Consider the following 21,116-nt stretch of genomic DNA (forward strand, 5'->3'; position numbering starts at 1 on the left):
GACACGGGTGAGCATGATACCTGCTCGATTCCCATTTGTCTGGTGTTGCTCGGATCCCGACCGTCTTGCCACTGTGGATGCATGCCTAACACGCCCCTGCTCGCTCGCGATCTGCGCTCGGCGCTCGCGGACAAGCGCGTGGAGGTCTTCTACCAGCCGATCTTCGACCTGGCGACGTGGTCGCCGATCGCGCTTCCCGTCGGCGTCGAAGCCCTCTCGCGCTGGCGGCACCGGGCTGTCGGCGACGTCCCGCCCTCGCGGTTCATCCAGATCGCCCACGATCGCGGGTTCCTGGATGAGGTCGATACGCACGTGGTGACCACTGCGGGGTGGCAGGTCGGTGCGTGGCGGACCGCCGGTCACGAGGTGGGTCTGTCCATCAACGCGGCAGCGATCCACTTCCTCGAACGGGCGGACTCGCCCGACTACGTCGAGATCGTCCTGACGCACCTGCGCGCGCTGCGGATCCCCCCGCACCTGGTGACGGTGGAGATCATCGAGGCACCCGCGCCGCAGTTCATCACCGAGATGGCCGATGGGCTCGCGCGGCTGCGGGAAGCCGGGGTCGCGATCTCCGTCGACGACTTCGGTGCCGGAGACACCACGCTCGAGATGCTGGAGCGACTCGACGTCGATGAGGTCAAGATCGACCGGTCCCTGATCATCCGTGAGGATGCCGAGGCCGACGAGATCATCTCCGCCGTGGTCGAGGTGGCCCACCGGCGCGGCATGCGCGTCGTCGCCGAGGGTATCGAGACGGCCGCTCACCTCGACAAGGCCCTGCGCTGCGGCTGCGACCGCGGTCAGGGATTCCTGCTCGCTCGGCCGATGCCGGCCGAGGGCGTCGACCGGCTACTTGCGGGCCTGCCGCTCCGCGATTACAGCGCGGGATAGGGCTCGAGGTCGTCCTCGTCGCCACCGACGCTGTCGCCGACGTCGATCTGGCTCCATGTGACGGGCATCCCCGGGGAGAACAGGATGTCGATGCCGGGTCCTCCGCGCAGCGGCGGGATGTTGACGTATCCGCCGCCGGCCTGGATCGCCTTGAGGATCTCCTCCTTCAGCCGGGTCACCGGCTCGGGGAGGAAGTAGTCGCGGCCGTCGACGGTCAGTCGGTTCACAATCGCCATCGTTCCAGCCTACCCAGCGTCGTGCGTGCCGTCCCGGTATCGCCGTAGTATCGACGCGATGGGTATTCTGCACTACGGTTCTCCCTCGACGGAGTTCCCGATCGACGACCGCGCGCTGGCACACCTGGAACTGGTGATCCTCGCGAAGCTCCGCCGACAGGAGAGCGTGGCCTTCGCCGTCGTCGACGACGTCACCGGGCGCCGCCAGGCCATGTGGATCTCGCCGGCCGCGGACGTGCGGTTCGAGTACGAGGGCCCGATGCCCGAGATCAACCGCCTGTGGCTGCAGGAGCTCGTCGAGACGGCGAACTCCCCGGGCGGGCTGAAGATCACCCCGGAGCCCCCGCTCCCGAACGCCTGACACCGCGGGCTCGACAGCCCGCCCTCGCGATCGCCGTGCGCGAGATCTCAGCGCGAGGTGCGGCCGCGTCCGTCCCGCTTCGCGCGGTACATCGCGGCATCCGCCGACGACAGCACATCGGCCGCGCTCACGCCGGACTCCGCCGGCGCGGTCCCCGCGGACGCCGACACCGTCACGCGCAGATCGCCGACGGAGATCGGGCGCGAGATCGCGCGGATGAGGCGCGACGCGATGGGCGTGGCCTCCTCCACGTCGACGCACACCATGACGAACTCGTCGCCGCCGAGGCGCGCGATGATGTCGCTGGAACGGGCGAGTCCCGCAAGTCGTTTGCCGACCGTGGCCAGCACGACGTCGCCGACCTCGTGGCCGTGGGTGTCGTTGATCAGCTTGAAGTTGTCGAGATCGAGGAAGATCACGGAGACCGGCTCGCTCGCGGACCGGAGGAGATCGTCGAGGCGCGAAGCGAGGAACCGGCGGTTGTGGAGCCCGGTCAGTGAGTCGCGGAGCGCGAGCTCGGCGAGCTCGGCCTGACTGCGGGCACCGATGGCGGTGTGGATGTCGGCGGCGAGGGCGAAGGCGTCCGAGACGTGCGGGCCCCACGGGGCGCAGCGACCGGTGACGCTCTCCCGCCACGAGGAGAAGGAGCGGCGCGGCGACAGCGGGGTGTCGCGGTTCGACGCGGACTGGTCGCCCAGCCAGTCGACGGTGCGCGACACCTCGCCGCGCACGAACGCCAGATGGCCGGCGTCGCCGATGGCCACCACGATGAGCCCGGCGACCTCGGGAACCTGCAGTGCCAGATCGGGGTGGGTGAGAGAGAGCGCCTCCGTGACGAAGCCGTCGCCGACGGCCTCGACGACCGGCAGCAGCCGCTCGGGCGGCGGCACCATGCCGAGGGTGTGCACCCGGTCGTTCAGCATGAGAGCGACGCCGTCGGCGGGGATCAGATCGAGAACCGTGCGGGAGCGCTCGAAGAGCACCTCGGGAATCTCGAACGAGCCGTAGAGCGGAGCGGTCAGGGCGGCGCGCTGGTCGCGCACCTCGAGCTGGCGGCGCAGATCCGTCATCTGATCGGCCGCGCTCAGCTGCAGGGCGACCTGGCTGGCGAGTACCTCGATCGACCGGCGCAGCAGCACCGGGAGGCGGCGCGGGGTGCGGTGGGCGCAGGTGATCAGTCCGACCAGCGTGTCGTCGGCGATGAGGGCGAACGACACCGTCGCGGCCTGACCCATGTTCCTCATGAACTGCAGGTGGTGGGGCGACACGGCGCGCAACTCGGCCGGCCCGAGGTTGAGTTCCTCGGTGACGCCGGGAAGGCTCTGCAGCCCCTGGCCCGGATCGAGGGTGTCGGCGATGACGCGCGAGCGCTTCTCGAAATACAGGGCGCGCGCCTGCGGAGGGATGTCGGAGGAAGGGAAGTGGAGCCCGAAGTACGGCTCCATATCGGCTTCGCGGGCCTCCGCGGCGACCTGCCCATGACCGTCTCCGTGGAACTGGTAGCACATGACCCGGTCGAAGCCGGTGATGGTCTTGAGCTCCTCGACGGCGCGCTGGCGGAGATGCTCGGCATCCTTGATCGTGGCCAGACGCTGGATGGCGCTGATGACGGGGAGTCGCGCGTACTCGCAGTCCGGCACGGCCTCGAGCTCGACGAGCAGCGGGTCGCTCCCGCGGTGGACGATGGCGTCGAACTCACGGCCGTCGACCGTGACGCGGATGGGATCGATCGCGGCACCGTTCGTCACGGCCCACGCGAGCCGCTCGTCGTCGGCGTCCTGGATGTGACGCCCGAGCCAGTGCGCGCGATCGTCGCTCGCGACGACGATCGTTCCGGTCTCCTCGTCGATGCCGATCAGCGAGCCGAACGACTGGATGCGTCCGATCTCGCGAAGCTCCTCGGTGCTGCATTCGCGCAGGCGACGGGCTTCCGCCTCGTCGAACGCGGGCAGATCGGGGAATGACAGGGCGGGTGAATCCGTCACCGCACCTCCTTAGGGGGGTCGAGCTCAACGGCGTCACCCGCAAGGCTCTTCCATGGTAAGCGCGTTTCCCGCGAATCGGCCGGGAGGTGTGATGAGGTGGGGTCTGTCCCCGAATCCTCCGCGGAAGGAGAGCGCCCGTGTCGTCCGATGCCGTGTCCACGAACGAGGTCGTCGCTCTGGCGGAGAGGTGGGTCCACGAGGCCGCGGACGCGGTCGTGGACCCAGCCGCTGCGCGGCTCGCCGGGGTGCTGAAGGACCCGCGCGGCCTGCCCTTCACGATGGGCTTCGTCGACGGTGTCATGCGCCCCGAGAGCCTCGGCGCCGCCGCATCCCGCCTCCACCAGGTCGCCCCGCTCGTGCCGGACTTCCTGCCGTGGTACCTGCGCCAGGCGGTGCGCGCCGGTGGCGTGGTCGCGCCCGTGCTCCCTGCGCCGGTGGTGCCGATCGCGCGACGCGTGCTGCGCGAGATGGTCGGACACCTCGTCATCGACGCCCGCCCCGAGAAACTCGGTCCCGCCATCGCGGATCTGCGCGCATCCGGTGCGCGCCTGAACCTCAACCTCCTCGGCGAGGCGGTGCTCGGCGAAGCCGAGGCGCGACGCCGGCTCGACGGCATCCACGAGCTGATCCGCCGCGATGACGTCGACTATGTCTCCGTGAAGGTGTCCGCCATCGTCAGCCACATCTCGATGTGGGCGTTCGCCGAGACGGTCGACACGGTCGTCGAGCGCCTCCTCCCGCTCTACCTGAGCGCCGCGGAGGACGGCACCTTCATCAACCTCGATATGGAGGAGTACCGCGACCTCGACCTCACCGTCGCGGTCTTCACGCGCCTGCTCGAGGACTCGCGGCTGGCGGATCTCGAGGCCGGGATCGTGCTCCAGGCGTACCTGCCGGACGCCCTCGGCGCGCTGGCGGAGCTCTCGGCGTGGGCGAAGACCCGCGTCGCCGCGGGAGGGGCCCGCATCAAGGTCCGCCTGGTCAAGGGGGCGAACCTCGCGATGGAACGGGTGGATGCCGTCCTCCACGGTTGGACCCCCGCTCCCCACGCGTCCAAGCTCGACACCGACGCGAATTACCTCCGGTGCCTGCGCTTCCTCCTCGATCCGGCGCGTACGGCATCGGTGCGGGTCGGGGTCGCCGGCCACAACCTCTTCGACATCGCCTACGCCTGGCTGCTGGCGGGCGAGCGCGGAGTCCGCGACGACATCGAGTTCGAGATGCTCCTGGGGATGGCCCAGGGACAGGTCGAAGCCGTGCGCCGCGAGGTCGGTCCGGTGCTGCTGTACGTCCCCGTCGTCCGCCCCGACGAGTTCGACGTCGCCATCAGCTACCTCGTGCGGCGCCTGGAGGAGAACGCGTCGAGCGAAAACTTCCTCTCCGCCGCCTTCGACCTCGCCGACGACCCCGCCCTCTTCACGCGCGAGCGCGAGCGGTTCGAGGCCGCCCTGGTGCGGGCCGATGACGAGACGCTACCGGTCGGGCCCGCCCGCCGGCAGGACCGCGGGGCGGAGGCGGCGGTCGACGCCGGTGAAACGCCGGGGACGGATGCGGTCTCCCGGGCCGTTTCGGCCGCCGACACGCCGCTGGATCCCCAGGGTTTGACGCAGGTCGTGCTCGGGATCTCGCGCGGCGCCGCCGCGGACCCGGGGGAGACCGCGCCGGTGGTGCCGGTCGGGGCCGAGCTGATGTTCGGCGGCGAGGCGTTCGTGGAGACCGCGGTGTTCTCCGAGCGCGAGTCGGGTGGGTCGACCGCCGGGGCTCCGGGCTTCCGCAACACCCCCGACAGCGACCCGGCGCTCCCGGCGAACCGCGAGTGGGCCGCGTCGATCCTCGCCCGCGTCTCGAGCTCCCGGGCGGGGGACGACACCGTCGCCGCCGCCCGCGTCGACGACCCGGCCGACCTCGAAGCGACGATCGCGCGCGTGCGCGAGGCCGGCGCGTCGTGGGGCGCGCTCCCCGCGACCGAGCGCGCCGACGTCCTCGCCCGCGCGGCGCGCGAGCTCGAGGCGCGCCGGGGTCTTCTGATCGAGGTTGCCGCGAGCGAGACGGGCAAGGTGTTCGCCGAAGCGGATGTCGAGGTCAGCGAAGCGGTCGACTTCGCCGCCTACTACGCCGCGACCGCCCGCGAGCTCGACCGGGTGAGCGGTGCGGTGTTCGTCCCGTCTCGGCTCACGGTCGTCGCGCCGCCGTGGAACTTCCCCCTCGCCATCCCGGCCGGCGGCGTGCTCGCCGCGCTCGCGGCGGGGTCGGGAGTCGTCTTCAAGCCCGCGCCCCAGGCGCGGCGCTGCGCCGCGGTGATCGCCGAGGCGCTCTGGGAGGCCGGAGTCCCGCGCGACGTGCTCGCCCTGGTGGACCTGGATGAGAAGAAGCTCGGGCAGACCCTCATCGCCCACCCCGACGTCGATCGGGTGATCCTGACCGGATCGTTCGAGACCGCGGCGCTCTTCCGCTCGTGGCGCGAGGACCTCCCGCTCCTGGCCGAGACGAGCGGCAAGAACGCGATGATCGTCATGCCCTCCGCCGATCTCGACCTCGCCGTCGGCGACCTGGTCAAGAGTGCCTTCGGGCACGCGGGGCAGAAGTGCTCGGCGGCGTCGCTGGCGATCCTCGTCGGTCCCGTCGCGCGCTCGCGGCGCTTCCTCCGGCAGCTCGAGGACGCCACGCGCTCTCTCCGCGTCGGGCCGCCGACCGATCCGCGGAGCGAGATGGGTCCCGTCATCGAGCCCCCGCACGGCAAGCTCGACTGGGCGCTGCGGACTCTCGACGAGGGCGAGAAGTGGCTCGTCCGACCGACCCTCCGCCCGCCCGTCGATCTCGACGGCGGCTATGCGGGGCGGCTGTGGACACCCGGCATCCGCACGAACGTCCGCCCGGGATCTCGCTTCCATCTCGAGGAGTTCTTCGGTCCGGTCCTCGGGCTCATGCACGCCTTGAACCTCGACAGGGCGATCGAGCTGCAGAACGCCGTGGAGTACGGGCTCACCGCGGGTCTGTACACGCAGGATGCCCGCGACCTCCGCCGCTGGCTCGAGAGCGTCGAGGCCGGGAACCTCTACGTCAATCGCGGCATCACCGGCGCGATCGTCCAGCGCCAGCCGTTCGGAGGATGGAAGCGCTCGTCCGTCGGCGCGGGCGCGAAGGCCGGCGGTCCGAACTACCTCGTGGGTCTCGGGTCGTGGCGCGCGACGTCCGGTGGGCCGGCGTCGACGACCCTGCACCTGCGCGGGCTCGACTCGCGCATCACGACGCTCATCGAGGCGGCCCAGCCGTCGCTGGACTATCCCTCGTTCGAGTGGCTGCGTCGCGCGGCCCTCTCGGACGCGATCTGGTGGGATCGCGAGTTCGGCCGGGTCAAGGACGTCTCGGGACTCGGCGTCGAACGGAACCTGTTCCGCTACCGCCCGGTCGCCCGCATCGGCATCCGTGCCGCCGGCGATGCCTCCTGGCACGCCCTGCTGCGCGTGGTGGTGGCCGGCATCCGCTGCGGTTCCGCGTTCACCGTCAGCGCTCCGGTCGGGCTCCCCGCGGCGGTCCGCCGCGCGCTCGGCGACCTCGACGTCACGGTCTTCGTCGAGACCGAGGACGAGTGGGTCCGGCGCACCGCCGGTCGCGCCACGGAGCAGGTCGCGCAGGGCGAGGCGGAGGCGACGGATGCCGAGGCCGCCGTCGCGGACGCGCTCGCCGGACCGCGTCCCGAGCGCGTGCGCCTGATCGGCTCGGCGGAGGCGGTGGACGCGGCGCGTCGGGCGCTCGCGGCGGCGACCGGTGGAGATCCCGACATCGCCGTCTACGCCGACGAGGTCACCACGGCGGGGAGGCTCGAGCTCCTGCCGTTCCTCCGCGAGCAGTCGGTCACGATCACCGCGCACCGCTTCGGCACGCCCGACCCCTGGAGCGCCGACGTGATCTGAGCGCCGTGGCGCGCGACCTCCGCATGTTAAAAATTCTTGACGTCGTAGCCGCGACGGGTCTACCGTGACGGTGTCAGGTTTTCTTTACATCGGAGGATGTCGTGGGGTACGAAGAGCGCAATGCGTGGTCGGGCCTGGTGCTGTCGATCATCGCGGTGGGGATCTACACGGCGCTATTGCTCGCGGCCGCCGCGGGTGGACCGATGGCGCAGGTCGACTGGGTGCCGCTGATGCTCTGGACGATCGGCCTCGGGATCGTCGCCGCCATCGTCGTGAGCGTCACGTGGGGGCTCCTCGTCCGTCGGCGCGACGGGGGAGTGGTCAGCGACCAGCGCGACCGCGACATCGCGCACGTGGGTTCGCGCGTCGGGCAGGCCTTCCTCGTGCTCGCGGGGCTCGGGGTCATCGTCCTGTGCGCGTTCCGGGTCGATTGGTTCTGGATCGCGCAGACGATGTTCTACGGCTTCGCGCTGTCGTCGATCGTCGGCGGCGTCGCCAGCGTCATCCTGTACCGGCGCGGGCTCGCCTGATGGTCAAGCCCACCCGCGTGACCAACTCGCTGCGGGCCGTCCGCGAGGCGCAGCAGCTGACCCAGGCCGACGTCGCACGCCGCGTCGGCGTGACCCGCCAGACCCTCATCGCCATCGAACAGGGCAAGTACTCGCCCACCCTCGAACTCGCCTTCCAGCTCGCGCGCGTCTTCGACGCGACGCTCGACGAGCTCTTTCACTACCCGGAGGACTGACCCATGACCGCGACCGTGCCCGCGACGATGACCGTCTGGCGCCAGGACCGCTACGGCACCGCCGCCGCCGTCACCGCCCGCGCCGTCCCGACGCCCGCCCCCGGTCCGGGCGAGGTGCTCGTGCGGACCGAGGCCGTCTCGATCAACTCCGGCGACATCCACCTCATGGAGGGCTCGCCCCGGATGGTGCGGCTCTTCTTCGGCCTGCGCCGCCCCCGTGTCCGCGGGCGGGGGATGGACCTTGCCGGCGTCGTCGTGGCCGTCGGTGCGGGGGTCGACGCCCTCGCCGTGGGCGACCGGGTGGTCGGGGCCGGGACCGAGACGCTCGCCGAGCACGTCGTGGTCGCGGCGTCCGCGCTCACCGTCCTGCCCGACGGCGTGGACCCCGCGGATGCCGCGTGCCTGCCGGTCGCCGGCAACACCGCCGTCGTCGCGCTCGCCGGCCGAGACCTCGCGGGGGGCCGGGTCCTCGTCGTCGGCGCCGGCGGCGGAGTCGGGACCCTCGCCGTGCAGCTGGCCGTCGCTCGCGGCGCCGAAGTGTGGGCGACCTGCGGGGCGCGCGCGGAAGACACCCTCGCCGGGCTCGGTGCGGCGCACACGGCCGACTACCGCACGGTGCCGGTGGGCGACCTCCCGCGCGACCACTTCGATCTCGTCGTCGACATCGCCGGTCTCACGCCGCTCCCGGTGCTGCGCGAGCGCCTGCGCGCGGGCGGTGTCGTCGCGCTCGTCGGCGGCGAGGGCGGCGCGATCCTCGGTCCGATCCCGCGCCTCGTGCGGTCGGTGTTCGCGCGCCGTCGCGGACGCCGCTTCCGCCCGGTCACCGCGACGACGAAGAGCGCCGTGACCGCCGAGCTCGTCGGCCTCCTCGCCCGCGGCATCCTCACCCCCGTCATCCAGCGCCGCGTGCCGCTGACGGATGCCGCCGCCGCCCTCGCCCACGTCGAAGAGGGGCGCACCGTCGGAAAGGTCGTCGTCGTCGCCTGAGACCCGGCGGTGCCGTCAGGGTCCGCGGGGACGCGCGTGCGAGAATGATCCCCGGCGTGCCCGGGTCGATGGTCTCCGACCCCGCCGGGCCTCGAGGACAGCGTCCGCCATCCCCTCCGCTGAGGAGCGAAATGACCACTGGACACCAGACGCCGACCATCCCCGCCGCCACCGCCGCGGCATCCGGAAGCACGGAGCGCGTGCAGCAGCACCGCCGGTACCTCATGTGCCGCCCCGAGCACTTCACCGTCACCTACTCGATCAACCCCTGGATGGAGCCGGCGAAACCGACCGACACCGCCAAGGCCGTGGCGCAGTGGCAGACGCTGTACGACACCTACCTCGCGCTCGGCCACGAGGTCGAGCTGATCGACCCGATCCCGGGACTTCCCGACATGGTCTACACGGCCAACGGCGGCTTCGTCATCGACGGCGTCGCGTACGGAGCCCGCTTCCGCTTCCCCGAGCGCGCGCCCGAGGGACCGGCGTTCATGGAGTGGTTCGGCGCCCAGGGCTTCGACGTCGTCGACCCCGTCGAGGTCAACGAGGGCGAGGGCGACTTCCTCCTCGTCGGCGACACGATCCTCGCCGGCACCGGCTTCCGCTCCACCGGCGACAGCCACCGCGAGCTCCGCGACGTGTTCGGCAAGGAGGTCGTGAGCCTCACCCTCACCGATCCGCGGTTCTACCACCTCGACACCGCCATCTCGGTGCTCGACCCGGTCGAGGGACCGGGCGGCGTGGAGCGGGCGAACATCGCCTACCTCCCGGGCGCGTTCGACGCCGAGAGCCGTCGCGTGCTCGCCGAGCGCTATCCCGACGCGATCCAGGTGGCGGATGCCGACGGCGCGGTGTTCGGGCTGAACTCTGCCAGCGACGGGCGGAACGTCATCATCTCGCCGCGGGCGACCGGCTTCGAGGCGCAGCTGCGCGAGCGCGGGTACACCCCGATCATGATCGACCTCTCCGAGCTGCTCCTCGGCGGCGGCGGCATCAAGTGCTGCACGCTCGAGCTCCGCGGAGCGGGATCGTGAGCCTCCCCTCCGCCGGCGAGATGTCGTCCGCCGCCCTCATCGCGGACGAGGACGCGCACGTCGCGCACAACTACCACCCGCTTCCCGTCGTGGTGGCCCGCGGCGAGGGGGCGTGGGTCACCGACATCGAGGGCAAGCGCTACCTCGACCTCCTGGCGGCGTACTCCGCGGTCAACTTCGGGCACTGCCACCCGGCGATCGTCGCCGCCGCCCGGGAGCAGCTCGCCCGCGTGACCCTCACGAGCCGCGCGTTCCACAACGACCGGCTCGCCACCTTCGCCGCAGCGCTCGCCGACCTCTGCGGCAAAGACATGGTGCTGCCGATGAACACCGGCGCCGAAGCGGTGGAGACCGGGATCAAGGTCGCGCGCGCGTGGGGCTACCGCGTGAAGGGCATCCCCGCCGACCGGGCGACCATCGTCGTGGCGAGCGACAACTTCCACGGACGCACGACCACCATCGTCGGCTTCAGCGACGATCCGCAGGCCCGCGACGACTTCGGGCCCTACGCGCCCGGCTTCGTCACCGTGCCGTTCGGCGACGCCGCCGCCCTGGAGGCCGCGATCGACGAGACCACCGCCGCGGTCCTGCTCGAGCCCATCCAGGGCGAGGCCGGCGTCGTCATCCCGCCCGAGGGCTACCTCCGCGCGGTCCGCGAGATCACCGCGCGCCGCGGTGTGTTGATGATCGCCGACGAGATCCAGTCCGGGCTCGGGCGGGTCGGCACGACTTTCGCGTGCCAGCGCGAGGATGTCGTTCCCGACGTGTACCTCCTCGGCAAGGCGCTGGGTGGCGGCATCCTCCCCGTCTCCGCGGTGGTCGCCGACCGTGACGTGCTCGGGGTGATCCGCCCCGGCGAGCACGGCTCGACCTTCGGCGGGAACCCCCTCGCCGCCGCGGTCGGTACGCGCGTGGTCGAGATGCTCGCCACGGGCGAGTTCCAGACCCGCGCGGCGGCGCTCGGCGAACACCTCGAGGCGAAGCTCGGTGAGCTCGTCGGCGCGGGCGTCACCGGCATCCGCGTGGCAGGACTCTGGGCCGGTGTCGACATCGACCCGGCGCGGGGCACCGGTCGCGAGATCGCCGAGAAGCTCCTCGGTCGCGGAGTGCTGGTCAAGGACACCCACGGGCAGACGATCCGCATCGCCCCGCCGCTGGTCATCCGGGCCACCGAGCTCGACTGGGCCGTCGAGCAGCTCCGGCACGTCCTCGCCGACTGAGCCGGCCCGAGAGACCGGTCCGGCGGCAGCGCGCGAACGATCCGCGACGCGCGGTTCCGGGTGCGCCTGACCGGGGAGGTCAGGCCCGACGCGGCACCCGCCCGGTAGGGTCGAACGCACCTGTGCCGCGTGACCGCCGAAGGAGCCCGACCCGTGCGACTGCCGTTCTTCCCCGTGCCCGCCCAGCGACGCGGCCGATGGGCGGTGATCGCCGCCGCGTCCGCCGTGGCCGCGATCCTCACGGTCGGAACGGCCGGCAGCGTGGCCTCCGCCGACGCGAACCCGACGAGCACTGCGTCGCCGACCCCGGTCGCCTCGCCGTCGATGTCGCCGTCGACGCAGCCGACCGCGGCACCCGACCCTGAGGACGAGAGCCCCCTCAAGGGAAACCTCACGGGAACGGTCGTCATCGCCGGCACCGGTACGGCACTCCCGGGCGCCGAGGTGACGATCATCCCCACGGAGCCCGGCATCGATCTGGTCACCGTGACGAACGCGCAGGGCGTCTTCCGCTTCCCTCAGCTGTCGATCGACGACTACGGGGTGCGGGTGGAGTTGCGCGGATTCCAGACGTCGGAGACGAGGGCGCTCGTCCGGACGAACACCACGACGAGCATCGAGGTGCCGCTCACCCCGGCGATCGTCGAGCTCCGACTCGATCGGTCCACGGTGGCCCCGTCCGAATCCCTGCAGCTCACCGCAGCCGGGTTCCCGGTCGGCGACACGGTGCGCATCGAGGTGCGACCCTCCTCGATCCCCCCGCTGTCGGCGACGACGGATGACGCGGGCTCGCTGTCGCAGCGACTGACGATCCCCGCCGGAACGACGCCGGGCACCTACGAGATCGTCGTCACCGGCCAGAGCGGCCACACGGCGGTGGCGGAGTTCACCGTCCGGACACCCGCACCGCTTCCCGTCACCGGGTGAGACGAGGCGTTCGGACAACGCGCGTCACGCGCAGTCCCGCCGATCTCGACGCGGAGCGACGCGTGATCGGACCCTCGAACGACGCTCCTCCCGCCGCGCTCATCCGCGTCTCGGGGACCTTCGTCGCGCTCGCGGCACGATACGCCGATTGACACGTCGACCTGGACACCTCATGATGGGAGAGACCTGAATCGGGTCTCATGTCTTGCTTTCAAAGGTGAAAGGGGAGTGCCATGCGCGTTCCGAAGAAGCTGTTCCTGGGGTCGTTGGTCGCCACGGCCGCCCTCGCACTGGCCGCGTGCGCGCCGACCACGGCCGCGCCCGGCGGCGAGGCCGGCGAAGAGGGACCCGCGTCGATCTCCGTCGGCGTGATCACGAGCGAGACCGGCCCGCTGGCCGGCTACGGCGAGCAGTACCTCGAAGGCTTCCGCGCGGGCCTCGACTACGCGACCGACGGCACGAACGAGGTGAACGGCATCGCGCTCGACGTCGTCTACCGCGACGACGCCGGTGACCCCGACACCGCCGTCACCATCGCCAAGGAGCTGATCGGCGAAGGCGTCAACATCCTCGCGGGCAGCGCGTCGTCGGGCGTCGCCCTGGCGCTGGCCGAGCAGGCCGCGCAGAACCAGGTGCTCTTCCTCTCGGGACCCGCCGCGGCCGACGCCGTCACCGGCATCAACGAGTACACCTTCCGCACCGGTCGCCAGTCCGCGCAGGACGTGGCGACCGCCGGCGGGTTCCTCGACGACATCGAGGGCAAGAAGGTCACCGTCTTCGCGCAGAACAATGCGTTCGGCCAGGGCAACGAGGCGGCCGTCACCGCGATCCTCGGCGGCATGGGGGCCGAGGTGGACAGCGTGCTCGTGGCCGAGGACGTCACCGAGTTCACGCCGTTCGCGCAGCAGGTGCTCTCCGGTGACCCCGACCTCGTCTTCGTGGCCTGGGCCGGTGCGACCTCCGGCGCCATGTGGCAGGCGATGAGCCAGCAGGGCGTGCTCGATGACATCCCCGTCGTCACCGGCCTCGGCGACGCCGCCACGTTCGGCGCCTACGGCGCGGCATCCGAGCAGATCAGCTTCCTGAACCACTACTTCCCCGGCGGTCCCGACAACGACGTCAACGACGCGATGATCGAGGCCGTCGAAGCCGAGGGCGGCACGCCCGACCTCTTCACCCCGGACGGCTTCGTCGCGGCGCTGATGCTCGTGCAGGCCGTCGGCGAGGGACAGGGCGACGTCGACGCGATGATCGCGGCGCTCGAGGGCTGGACCTTCGACGGACCGAAGGGCGAGACCACGGTCCGGGCGAGCGACCACGCGCTGATCCAGGAGATGTACCAGGTCAAGCTCGTCACGGAGGACGGCGAACTCGTCCCTGAGCTCGTAGGCACGGTCGACGCCGAGTCGGTCGCGCCCGCCGAAGCCCCGTGACCTGAAGCCCTCCGAGGAGCATCATGAACGCCCCTGTCCCGTCCGCGCTCCGTGTCGAAGGCCTCGGCCTGCAGATCGGCGGCGCGACCATCCTGGAGGACGTCGACCTCGACGTCCCCGCCGGCAGTCTCGTCGGGGTCATCGGCCCCAACGGCGCCGGGAAGACGACACTGTTCAACGTCCTCTCCGGAATCGCGCGCCCCACCGCGGGCCGCGTCCTCATGGACGGCGAGGACATCACCGGTCTGTCCGTGCCCCAGCGGGCGCGGGCGGGGCTGGGGCGCACCTTCCAGACCTCGAGCCTGTTCCCGCGGCTGAGCGTGCTCGAGAACGTGCGGCTCGCCGCGCAGGTGAGGCGCGGCGGCAGCTACTCGCTGCTGCGCTTTCCCCGTCGGACGGATGCCGCGACCGCGACGGCGCTCGAGAAGCTCGCGCTCGTCGGCCTCGAGCACAAGCGCGACACCGCCGCCGGAGACATCTCGCACGGCGACAAGCGCAAGCTCGAGATCGCGGTGCTGCTGGCCACCGACGCCTCGATCGTGCTGCTGGACGAGCCGATGGCCGGCGTCGGGTCGGGCGACGTCCCGGGGCTCGTCGACACCATCCGACGGATGCAGAGCGAGACCGGCGCCACCGTGCTCATGGTCGAGCACCACATCGACGTCCTCATGGGGCTCGTCGACCGGGTCGCGGTGATGTACTCCGGCTCGATCATCGCCTTCGACACCCCGCAGCGGATCATGGAGAACCCCACCGTGCAGAGCGCCTACCTCGGGACCGCCGCGTGAGCGCCGCCGCCGAGCCCATCCTCACCGTCGAGCACCTCTCCGGATCGATCGCCGGGCAGCAGGTCGTCCAGGACGTGTCCTTCTCGGTGCCCTCCGTCGGCATCACCGCCGTCCTCGGCCGCAACGGCGTGGGAAAGACCTCCACGCTGCGCGGCATCCTGGGGCTCATCTCCCGACGCGGCACCGTCACCCTCGCCGGCGAGCGGATCGACACCCTCCCGACGCATCGCATCGTGCAGCGCGGCGTCGGCTACGTCCCGGAGGACCGCGAGGTCTTCGCCAAGCTCAGCGTCGCCGAGAACCTCGCCCTCGCCGAGCGCACCAAGAATCCGCGGCGGGAGTTCGTCGCCGAACTGTTCCCCGACCTCGTCGCGCGCCGCGGCCAGATGGCCGGCACCCTCTCGGGCGGCCAGCAGCAGATGGTGTCGGTGGCCCGCGCTCTGCTCAACGACAACCGCATCCTCCTCGTCGACGAGCCCACGAAGGGCCTCGCCCCGAAGATCGTCGCCCAGGTGGCCGACGCCCTCCGGGAGGCGGCGAAGACCGTACCGATCCTCCTCGTCGAGCAGAACCTCGAGGTGGTCCGCCGGCTCGCCGACGACGCCGTCGTCATCGCCGGCGGCCGGGTCGTGCACACCGGCACCGCGGCGTCGATCCTCGACGACCGGGCGCTCACGATGCGTCTGCTGGGCGTGAGTGGGGAGGTGCACGCATGAGCGGCGTCGTCCTCATCCTCATCACCGGCGTGGGCCTCGGCGCCCTGTACTTCCTCGTCGCCTCGGGACTCAGCCTCATCTACGGCCTCATGCACGTGCTGAACTTCGCGCACGGCGCGTTCCTCACCCTCAGCGCGTTCATCGGCTGGCAGGTGGCGCGGACCCTCGGCACCGACTCGTGGGGGTCGTTCCTCGCCTCGGTCGCCGTCGGCGCCGTCGTCGGCGCGGTCTTCGCGACACTGACCGAGCTCGTGCTCATCCGGCCGCTCTACGAGCGCCACATCGAGCAGGTGCTCATCACGGTCGGCCTCTCGTTCGCCGCCGTCGCGCTCTTCGAAGGAATCTGGGGCACCGACCCGATCAACATCAACGGGCCGGGTTGGCTGCGCGAGACCACCGAGGTGCTGGGCGCGCGCATCCCCAACACCTACTGGGTGCTCATGATCGCCGCCGTCCTCGTGCTGGCCGCGCTGGTGCTGTTCCTGCAGAAGACGCGCTACGGCATGATCATCCGCGCCGGGGTGGAGAACCGCTCCATGGTCACCGCGCTCGGCATCGACGTGCGCCGCTCCTTCACGCTCGTCTTCGCCATCGGCGGAGCGGCCGCCGGCATCGGCGGCGTGCTCGCGATGCACTACTTCACCTTCGTCTCGGCGCACCTGGGCTCGACGCTGCTCATCTTCGCGTTCATCGTGACCGTCATCGGCGGGCTCGGATCCCTCACCGGCGCCGCGATCGCCTCCGTCCTCGTGGCGGTGCTCCAGCAGTTCGCCAACTTCTACCTCGACGGCACGGGCGACTTCATCGTCGTGGCCCTCCTCGCCGTCGTCCTGCTGGTCCGGCCGCGGGGCATCCTCGGGAGGAAAGCATGACCACCACGACCGGTGTCCCCACCCTCGTCCGCGGGCGCCTCGGCTCGGCGCTCCCCTTCCTCGTCGGCGGTGTGCTCGTGGTCGTCATGGCCGTGCTGCCGCTCCTGAACATCTCGATCCCCGGCATCCTGCCCGGCCCGACCTACACGCCGGGCACGCTCGCGCTCCTGTCGCTGTGTCTCGTGTTCGCCGCCCTCGCCCTCTCGTACAACCTGCTGCTCGGCACCTCGGGGATGCTGTCGTTCGGCCACGCCCTGTACTTCGGCGCCGGCGCCTACGGTCTCGGGGTCGCGCTGCGCTTCCTCGAGGTGCCGTTGTGGCCCGGCATCCTCATCGCGCTCCTCGGCGGGCTCGTCATCGCCCTCGTCACCGGCAGCGTCGCGATGCGGGTGAACGGCATCCCGTTCGCGATGGTCACCCTCGCCTTCGCGCAGGCGGGATCGGTGCTCGTCCGTCGCAACCAGCAGGTCACGGGCGGGGAGGAAGGACTCCGCCTGCCGGTGGAGCACGTGCCGGAGTGGCTCGTCGGCGTCGTCAACACCCGCAACCTGTACTGGTTCACACTCGTCGTGCTCGTCGTCGTCTACCTGGTCGTGCTGTGGGTGGATCGCTCCCGTCTCGGCCACCTGGCCCAGGCGACGCGCGAGAACGAGCTGCGCGTACAGGTGCTGGGTCTCCACCCCTACCGCGCCAAGCTCGCCGTGTTCATCGTCGCCGCCGGCTGCGCGTCGCTGTCCGGCATCGCGTACATGCTCCTGCAATCGGGCACCCAGCCGAGCGCCGTGGGAGCGGACCTCACCATCACCGTCCTGGTCATGGTGGTCCTCGGTGGCGTCGGCTTCCGCTGGGGTGCCATCGTAGGCGGTGTGCTCTACACGATCCTCGATCAGCGGCTGACGGTGCTCGCGCGGGCCGAGTGGATCCAGGACCTGCCAGGAGTCCTGCGGGTGCCCCTGTCCGAGCCGCTGTTCCTCCTCGGCGTGCTGTTCATCCTCGTCGTCCTCTTCCTCCCCGGCGGCATCGCCGGCACCGTCGACGCCGCCATCCGCCGCCGGCGCGGCGAGCGCGCCCGCGCGGAGCTGACCCGCATGGACGACGCGGCGGACTCCCGCACGGAGGTCAGCGCGTGACGGCCGGCGACGGGGCCCACACGCTCGGACGCTGGCTGCCCGAGCGGGCCGCCGTGTCGGGATCGCGGATCGCGGTCGACGACCGCGGGGTGACCATCACCTACGCCGCGCTCGACGCACGCGCCGCCGCCCTCGCCGACGCACTGCGCGCTGCCGGATACGGGCCGGGCGACCGCGTCGCGACCCTGTCGGGCAACTCCATCGACCACATCGTCGCGTTCTTCGCCTGCGCCCGGCTCGGTCTCGCGCTCGTGCCGCTGTCGTGGCGGCTCACCCCCGCCGAACTCGCCGCGCTCGCCGTTCGCACCGACCCGGCGCTGGTCCTCGTCGACGAGGAGCACATCGCCCTCGCCCGCGAGACGCGCGAACGGATGCCGCACGCCGTCCCGACCGCGCTCCTCGGGACGACCGGCATCGAGCGCGAGATCCCCGCCCGCCGCGGCGCCGCCGTGCCGCCTCGGCCGGTCCGCGACGACGACGCGCTGCTGGTCATCTTCACCTCCGGCAGCGAAGCGGCGCCGAAGGGGGTCGTGCTCACCCACGGCTCGTGCTTCTGGACGAACCTTTCGCTCGCCGGAGCGCTGCAGCTCACCGAGGCCGACGTCGTCCTGGCGATGCTGCCCCAGTTCCACGTCGCGAGCTGGAACGTCCAGCCGCTTCTGGCCTGGTGGGCCGGAGCGACCGTCGTGCTCGAGCGGACCTTCCAGCCCGCGCGCGTCCTCCAGCTCATCGCCGAGCGCGGCGTGACCGCCATGATGGGCGTTCCGACGCAGTACCGCATGCTCGCCGACGACGCCGGGTTCGCGGCATCCGACCTGTCGTCGCTGCGGCACGCGTTCGTGGGCGGTGCGACGATCGACCCGGCGCTCGCCGACGCGTGGGCCGCCCGCGGCGTCCCGCTCGTGCAGGGCTACGGGCTCACCGAGGCCGGCCCGAACGTGCTGCACCTGCCCGCGGCGGAGGCCGCCGCGCATCCCGGCGCGGTGGGCCGACCGTACCGACACGTCGAGACCCGCGTCGTGGACCACATCACCGGTCTCACCCTGGAGGGGGCGGCGACGGGCGAGCTCTGGGTCCGCGGCCCCGGCGTATTCTCCGGCTACCTCGACGACCCCGAGGCGACCGCGCGGGCGCTCGACGACGGATGGCTGCGCACCGGCGACCTCGTACACCGCGATGGTGCCGGGGTGTTCCGCGTCGTCGACCGCATCAAGGAGATCTTCATCACCGGCGGAGAGAACGTCGCTCCGGCGGAGATCGAGCAGGTGCTCTCCGCGCATCCCGCGGTGGCGGCCGTCGCCGTCGTCGGCGCCCCCGACCCCGTGTGGGGCGAGCGCGGCGTCGCCTTCGTCGCGCGCGCCCCCGGCGCGCCGCTCGGCGCCGACGAGCTCGACACCCACGCCCGCGGCGTCCTCGCCGCGTACAAGGTGCCGGTCCGGTACGTCTTCGTCGACGACCTGCCGCGCACCGCGCTCGACAAGCCCGCCCGCTCCGTCCTGCGCGCCCGCGCCCGGACCCTCGTCGAGGAGGACGCCCATGAGCGTCGCTGACCCGCACACCGAACCGCGCCCGCTGTCCGCGGCGGGGAAGCCGCTGACCTCGCGCGGTGAGGCGACCCGCGGGCGGATCCTGGAGGCCGCCGAGCACGTGTTCGCCGACCTCGGCTATCACGAGGCGTCGATCGTGAAGATCACCGAGCACGCCGGGATCGGACTCGGCACGTTCTACCTGTACTTCGACGGCAAGCAGCAGGTGTTCGAGGAGCTCGTCATCGACCTCAACCGCCGCGTGCGCCGGTCGATGGCGGAGGCGATGGCCGGGGCGACCGACCGCATCAGCGCCGAGCGCGCCGGCTTCGAGGGGTTCTTCCGCTTCACCGCGGCCCACCCCGCGCTGTACCGCGTCGTCCGCGAGGCCGAGTTCGTCTCCCCGGAGACGCTTCGCCTGCACTACACGCGCATCGTCGAGGGCTACGAGACGGGCCTGCGCGCCGCGCAGGCCGAGGGCGACGTCGACGAGGCGCTCGATCCCGAGGTGACGGCGTGGGCGCTCATGGGGGCGGGCGAGCTCATCGGCATGCGCTACCTGCTGTGGGAGCGCGACGCCGACGGCGCCCCGCCCGCCGAGATGCCGGCATCCGTCGTCGACGACATGGCCCGGTTCATCCGCAACGCCCTCTCTCCCCGCGCGAGCACGGAAGGATCCGCATGACCCAGGACCTGGAGGGCCGCCGCGCCCTCGTCACCGGCGGCGCGAGCGGCATCGGCCTCGCCTGCGCCGAGGAGTTCGCCCGTCGCGGCGCGCACGTCACGATCGCCGACCGGAACGCGGATGCCGCGCACGCCGCGGCCGAGCGGGTCGGCGGGTCGGCGTGGGTCGTGGATCTCTCGGACACGGTCGCGCAGGAGGATCTGTCGCTCGAGGTCGACATCCTCGTGAACAACGCGGGCATCCAGAAGGTCGCACCGATCCACGAGTACGATCCCGAGACCTTCCGCCTCATCCATCGCATCATGGTCGAGTCGCCGTTCCTGCTCGTGCGCGCCGCGCTCCCGCACATGTACGCGCGCGGCTGGGGACGTGTCATCAACATCTCCAGCGCGCACGGTCTGCGGGCGAGCCCCTTCAAGGTCGCCTACGTCTCCGCCAAGCACGCGTTGGAGGGGCTGTCGAAGGTGGTCGCCCTCGAGGGTGGCCCTCACGGTGTGACGAGCACCTGCATCAACCCCGGCTACGTGCGCACGCCCCTGGTCGAGCAGCAGATCTCCGATCAGGCGCGGATCCACGGCATCCCCGAGGGTGAGGTTGTCGAGAAGATCATGCTCACCGAGTCGGCCGTCAAGCGCCTCGTCGCCCCGGAGGAGGTCGCCTCCCTCGCCGGCTGGCTGGCGACGGATGCCGCGGGCATGATGACCGGCGCAAGCCTCGCCATGGACGGCGGATGGACCGCGCGATGATCCGCTCCGACAGCGACGCCGACACCGTCGCCCACCGGACCGTCGAGGTCCCCGTCCGCGGCGGCGCGCTCACCGTCGGGATCTGGGGGCCCGACGACCCGGACGCGCCCACGGTCGTCCTCGTGCACGGGGTCACGGCGTCGCACCTGGCGTGGACCCACACCGCCGCCCATCTCGAGGGCGTGCGCCTCGTCGCCCCCGACCTGCGTGGACGCGGGCGGAGCAACGGCGTGGCAGGAACCGCCGGCATGGCCCCGCACGCGGACGACCTCGCGGCCGTCTTCGCGCACCTCGACCTGAGACCCGGAATCGTCGTCGGGCACTCGATGGGGGCGTTCGTCGCCGTCGCCTTCGCGCACCGGCACCCCGGCCTCGTCACGCGCCTCGTGCTCGTGGACGGGGGGCTGCCGCTGGCGACCCCCGCCGGGCTGTCGGCCGAGGAGCTCGTGGCCGCGATCCTCGGACCCACCGCCGACCGGCTGCGCATGCGCTTCGCGGGGCCCGAGGAGTATCTCGACTTCTGGAGGCCGCATCCGGCTTTCCGAGAGGTGTGGGACGACGTGATCGAGGCGTACTTCGCCTACGACCTCACTGCGGACGGCGACGGGTTCCGGCCGGCGACGAGCTATGCCACCACGGTCGAGGACACGGTGGACCTCAACGGCGGATCCACGACCGTTCCCGACGCGCTCGCGGCGCTGCGGCATCCGACCTCGTTCGTGACCGTGCCGCGCGGCCTGCAGGACCAGGTGCCGGGGCTCTACCCGCCGACGCACCTGGCGGCGCTGCTGGCCGCGCACCCGGGTGTCGCGCACGAGGAATGGGACGGGTTCAACCACTACACCGTCGTGATGTCGGATGCCGGTGGCCGGCGGATCGCCGAGCGCCTGCGCGTCGAGCTCGCGCGCTGACGGGCG

20 protein-coding genes are annotated in these 21,116 nt (G+C 71.7%); 18 read left to right on the plus strand and 2 right to left on the minus strand.

The genetic code is table 11. The features are described from left to right. Positions 1-81 precede the first annotated feature (81 nt). Positions 82-894: an EAL domain-containing protein gene (locus AB0O93_RS15710; RefSeq protein ID WP_363344943.1), complete on the plus strand. Its 813-nt coding sequence runs from the start codon at positions 82-84 to the stop codon at positions 892-894. On the opposite strand, the gene AB0O93_RS15715 is transcribed toward AB0O93_RS15710, so the two are convergent. Next, the gene (locus AB0O93_RS15715; protein WP_053547045.1) at positions 879-1,130 is read right to left on the minus strand and encodes a hypothetical protein; all 252 of its coding nucleotides are present in this window, start codon (positions 1,128-1,130) and stop codon (positions 879-881) included. The two genes, AB0O93_RS15710 and AB0O93_RS15715, sit on opposite strands and share 16 nt — an antisense overlap. A 58-nt stretch (positions 1,131-1,188) precedes the next feature. Here AB0O93_RS15715 and AB0O93_RS15720 point away from each other — a divergent pair, with 58 nt between their 5' ends. Beyond that, positions 1,189-1,491, plus strand: coding sequence for a hypothetical protein (locus AB0O93_RS15720; RefSeq protein WP_363344945.1), 303 nt, complete (start codon positions 1,189-1,191; stop codon positions 1,489-1,491). 47 nt (positions 1,492-1,538) lie between these two features. On the opposite strand, the gene AB0O93_RS15725 is transcribed toward AB0O93_RS15720, so the two are convergent. Next, the gene (locus tag AB0O93_RS15725; RefSeq protein ID WP_363344947.1) at positions 1,539-3,476 is read right to left on the minus strand and encodes a diguanylate cyclase; all 1,938 of its coding nucleotides are present in this window, start codon (positions 3,474-3,476) and stop codon (positions 1,539-1,541) included. Positions 3,477-3,613: 137 nt separating this feature from the next. Between AB0O93_RS15725 and AB0O93_RS15730 the strand changes: the two genes are divergently transcribed. The 16 genes from AB0O93_RS15730 to AB0O93_RS15805 all read left to right on the plus strand — a co-directional run bounded on the left by AB0O93_RS15730 (position 3,614) and on the right by AB0O93_RS15805 (position 21,110). Further along, positions 3,614-7,390, plus strand: coding sequence for a proline dehydrogenase family protein (locus AB0O93_RS15730; RefSeq protein WP_363344949.1), 3,777 nt, complete (start codon positions 3,614-3,616; stop codon positions 7,388-7,390). 101 nt (positions 7,391-7,491) lie between these two features. Next, the gene (locus AB0O93_RS15735) at positions 7,492-7,920 is read left to right on the plus strand and encodes a hypothetical protein (protein ID WP_363344951.1); all 429 of its coding nucleotides are present in this window, start codon (positions 7,492-7,494) and stop codon (positions 7,918-7,920) included. Next, on the plus strand, positions 7,920-8,135 hold the full coding sequence (locus tag AB0O93_RS15740; protein WP_363344953.1) for a helix-turn-helix transcriptional regulator: 216 nt from the start codon (positions 7,920-7,922) through the stop codon (positions 8,133-8,135). Before AB0O93_RS15735 ends, AB0O93_RS15740 begins: the two co-directional genes overlap by 1 nt. Before the next feature lie 3 nt (positions 8,136-8,138). After that, positions 8,139-9,122, plus strand: coding sequence for an NAD(P)-dependent alcohol dehydrogenase (locus AB0O93_RS15745; RefSeq protein ID WP_363344955.1), 984 nt, complete (start codon positions 8,139-8,141; stop codon positions 9,120-9,122). A 131-nt stretch (positions 9,123-9,253) separates the two neighbouring features. Further along, on the plus strand, positions 9,254-10,156 hold the full coding sequence (gene ddaH / locus AB0O93_RS15750) for a dimethylargininase (protein WP_363344957.1): 903 nt from the start codon (positions 9,254-9,256) through the stop codon (positions 10,154-10,156). A gap of 20 nt (positions 10,157-10,176) precedes the next feature. Further along, positions 10,177-11,376 (plus strand): ornithine--oxo-acid transaminase, encoded by a 1,200-nt coding sequence (gene rocD / locus AB0O93_RS15755; protein WP_363345017.1) that lies wholly within the window; start codon positions 10,177-10,179, stop codon positions 11,374-11,376. Positions 11,377-11,529: 153 nt separating this feature from the next. Then, positions 11,530-12,303, plus strand: coding sequence for a carboxypeptidase-like regulatory domain-containing protein (locus tag AB0O93_RS15760; protein ID WP_363344959.1), 774 nt, complete (start codon positions 11,530-11,532; stop codon positions 12,301-12,303). A gap of 233 nt (positions 12,304-12,536) precedes the next feature. Further along, positions 12,537-13,736, plus strand: a complete 1,200-nt coding sequence (locus tag AB0O93_RS15765) for a substrate-binding domain-containing protein (RefSeq protein ID WP_363344961.1) — start codon at positions 12,537-12,539, stop codon at positions 13,734-13,736. A gap of 23 nt (positions 13,737-13,759) precedes the next feature. Then, on the plus strand, positions 13,760-14,524 hold the full coding sequence (locus tag AB0O93_RS15770; RefSeq protein WP_363344963.1) for an ABC transporter ATP-binding protein: 765 nt from the start codon (positions 13,760-13,762) through the stop codon (positions 14,522-14,524). After that, positions 14,521-15,240 carry an ABC transporter ATP-binding protein gene (locus AB0O93_RS15775; RefSeq protein ID WP_363344965.1) on the plus strand — a complete coding sequence of 240 codons (720 nt, stop codon included), beginning with the start codon at positions 14,521-14,523 and terminating at the stop codon, positions 15,238-15,240. The genes AB0O93_RS15770 and AB0O93_RS15775 overlap by 4 nt, the downstream gene beginning before the upstream one ends. Further along, positions 15,237-16,112: a branched-chain amino acid ABC transporter permease gene (locus tag AB0O93_RS15780; RefSeq protein WP_363344967.1), complete on the plus strand. Its 876-nt coding sequence runs from the start codon at positions 15,237-15,239 to the stop codon at positions 16,110-16,112. Before AB0O93_RS15775 ends, AB0O93_RS15780 begins: the two co-directional genes overlap by 4 nt. Further along, a complete protein-coding gene (locus AB0O93_RS15785; RefSeq protein WP_363344969.1) occupies positions 16,109-17,242 on the plus strand; it encodes a branched-chain amino acid ABC transporter permease in 1,134 nt (377 codons plus the stop codon). The genes AB0O93_RS15780 and AB0O93_RS15785 overlap by 4 nt, the downstream gene beginning before the upstream one ends. Next, on the plus strand, positions 17,239-18,792 hold the full coding sequence (locus AB0O93_RS15790) for an AMP-binding protein (RefSeq protein ID WP_363344971.1): 1,554 nt from the start codon (positions 17,239-17,241) through the stop codon (positions 18,790-18,792). Before AB0O93_RS15785 ends, AB0O93_RS15790 begins: the two co-directional genes overlap by 4 nt. Beyond that, positions 18,779-19,453, plus strand: a complete 675-nt coding sequence (locus tag AB0O93_RS15795) for a TetR/AcrR family transcriptional regulator (RefSeq protein ID WP_363344973.1) — start codon at positions 18,779-18,781, stop codon at positions 19,451-19,453. Before AB0O93_RS15790 ends, AB0O93_RS15795 begins: the two co-directional genes overlap by 14 nt. Then, positions 19,450-20,199: a 3-hydroxybutyrate dehydrogenase gene (locus AB0O93_RS15800; RefSeq protein ID WP_363344975.1), complete on the plus strand. Its 750-nt coding sequence runs from the start codon at positions 19,450-19,452 to the stop codon at positions 20,197-20,199. Before AB0O93_RS15795 ends, AB0O93_RS15800 begins: the two co-directional genes overlap by 4 nt. Then, positions 20,196-21,110, plus strand: a complete 915-nt coding sequence (locus tag AB0O93_RS15805; RefSeq protein ID WP_363344977.1) for an alpha/beta hydrolase — start codon at positions 20,196-20,198, stop codon at positions 21,108-21,110. Before AB0O93_RS15800 ends, AB0O93_RS15805 begins: the two co-directional genes overlap by 4 nt. Positions 21,111-21,116: the final 6 nt, after the last annotated feature.

Origin of the sequence: Microbacterium sp. NPDC077184, assembly GCF_040687055.1 — a bacterium.
Taxonomy (GTDB): domain Bacteria; phylum Actinomycetota; class Actinomycetes; order Actinomycetales; family Microbacteriaceae; genus Microbacterium.

Bases quoted from the DNA above. Each gene is read 5' to 3' on its own strand.
- AB0O93_RS15720 (WP_363344945.1), top strand. From the start codon at position 1,189: ATGGGTATTCTGCACTACGGTTCTCCCTCGACGGAGTTCCCGATCGAC.
- AB0O93_RS15715 (WP_053547045.1), bottom strand. From the start codon at position 1,130: ATGGCGATTGTGAACCGACTGACCGTCGACGGCCGCGACTACTTCCTC.
- AB0O93_RS15765 (WP_363344961.1), top strand. From the start codon at position 12,537: ATGCGCGTTCCGAAGAAGCTGTTCCTGGGGTCGTTGGTCGCCACGGCC.
- AB0O93_RS15780 (WP_363344967.1), top strand. From the start codon at position 15,237: ATGAGCGGCGTCGTCCTCATCCTCATCACCGGCGTGGGCCTCGGCGCC.
- AB0O93_RS15740 (WP_363344953.1), top strand. From the start codon at position 7,920: ATGGTCAAGCCCACCCGCGTGACCAACTCGCTGCGGGCCGTCCGCGAG.
- AB0O93_RS15800 (WP_363344975.1), top strand. From the start codon at position 19,450: ATGACCCAGGACCTGGAGGGCCGCCGCGCCCTCGTCACCGGCGGCGCG.
- AB0O93_RS15770 (WP_363344963.1), top strand. From the start codon at position 13,760: ATGAACGCCCCTGTCCCGTCCGCGCTCCGTGTCGAAGGCCTCGGCCTG.
- rocD (WP_363345017.1), top strand. From the start codon at position 10,177: ATGTCGTCCGCCGCCCTCATCGCGGACGAGGACGCGCACGTCGCGCAC.
- AB0O93_RS15745 (WP_363344955.1), top strand. From the start codon at position 8,139: ATGACCGCGACCGTGCCCGCGACGATGACCGTCTGGCGCCAGGACCGC.
- AB0O93_RS15710 (WP_363344943.1), top strand. From the start codon at position 82: ATGCCTAACACGCCCCTGCTCGCTCGCGATCTGCGCTCGGCGCTCGCG.
- AB0O93_RS15785 (WP_363344969.1), top strand. From the start codon at position 16,109: ATGACCACCACGACCGGTGTCCCCACCCTCGTCCGCGGGCGCCTCGGC.
- ddaH (WP_363344957.1), top strand. From the start codon at position 9,254: ATGACCACTGGACACCAGACGCCGACCATCCCCGCCGCCACCGCCGCG.
- AB0O93_RS15795 (WP_363344973.1), top strand. From the start codon at position 18,779: ATGAGCGTCGCTGACCCGCACACCGAACCGCGCCCGCTGTCCGCGGCG.
- AB0O93_RS15805 (WP_363344977.1), top strand. From the start codon at position 20,196: ATGATCCGCTCCGACAGCGACGCCGACACCGTCGCCCACCGGACCGTC.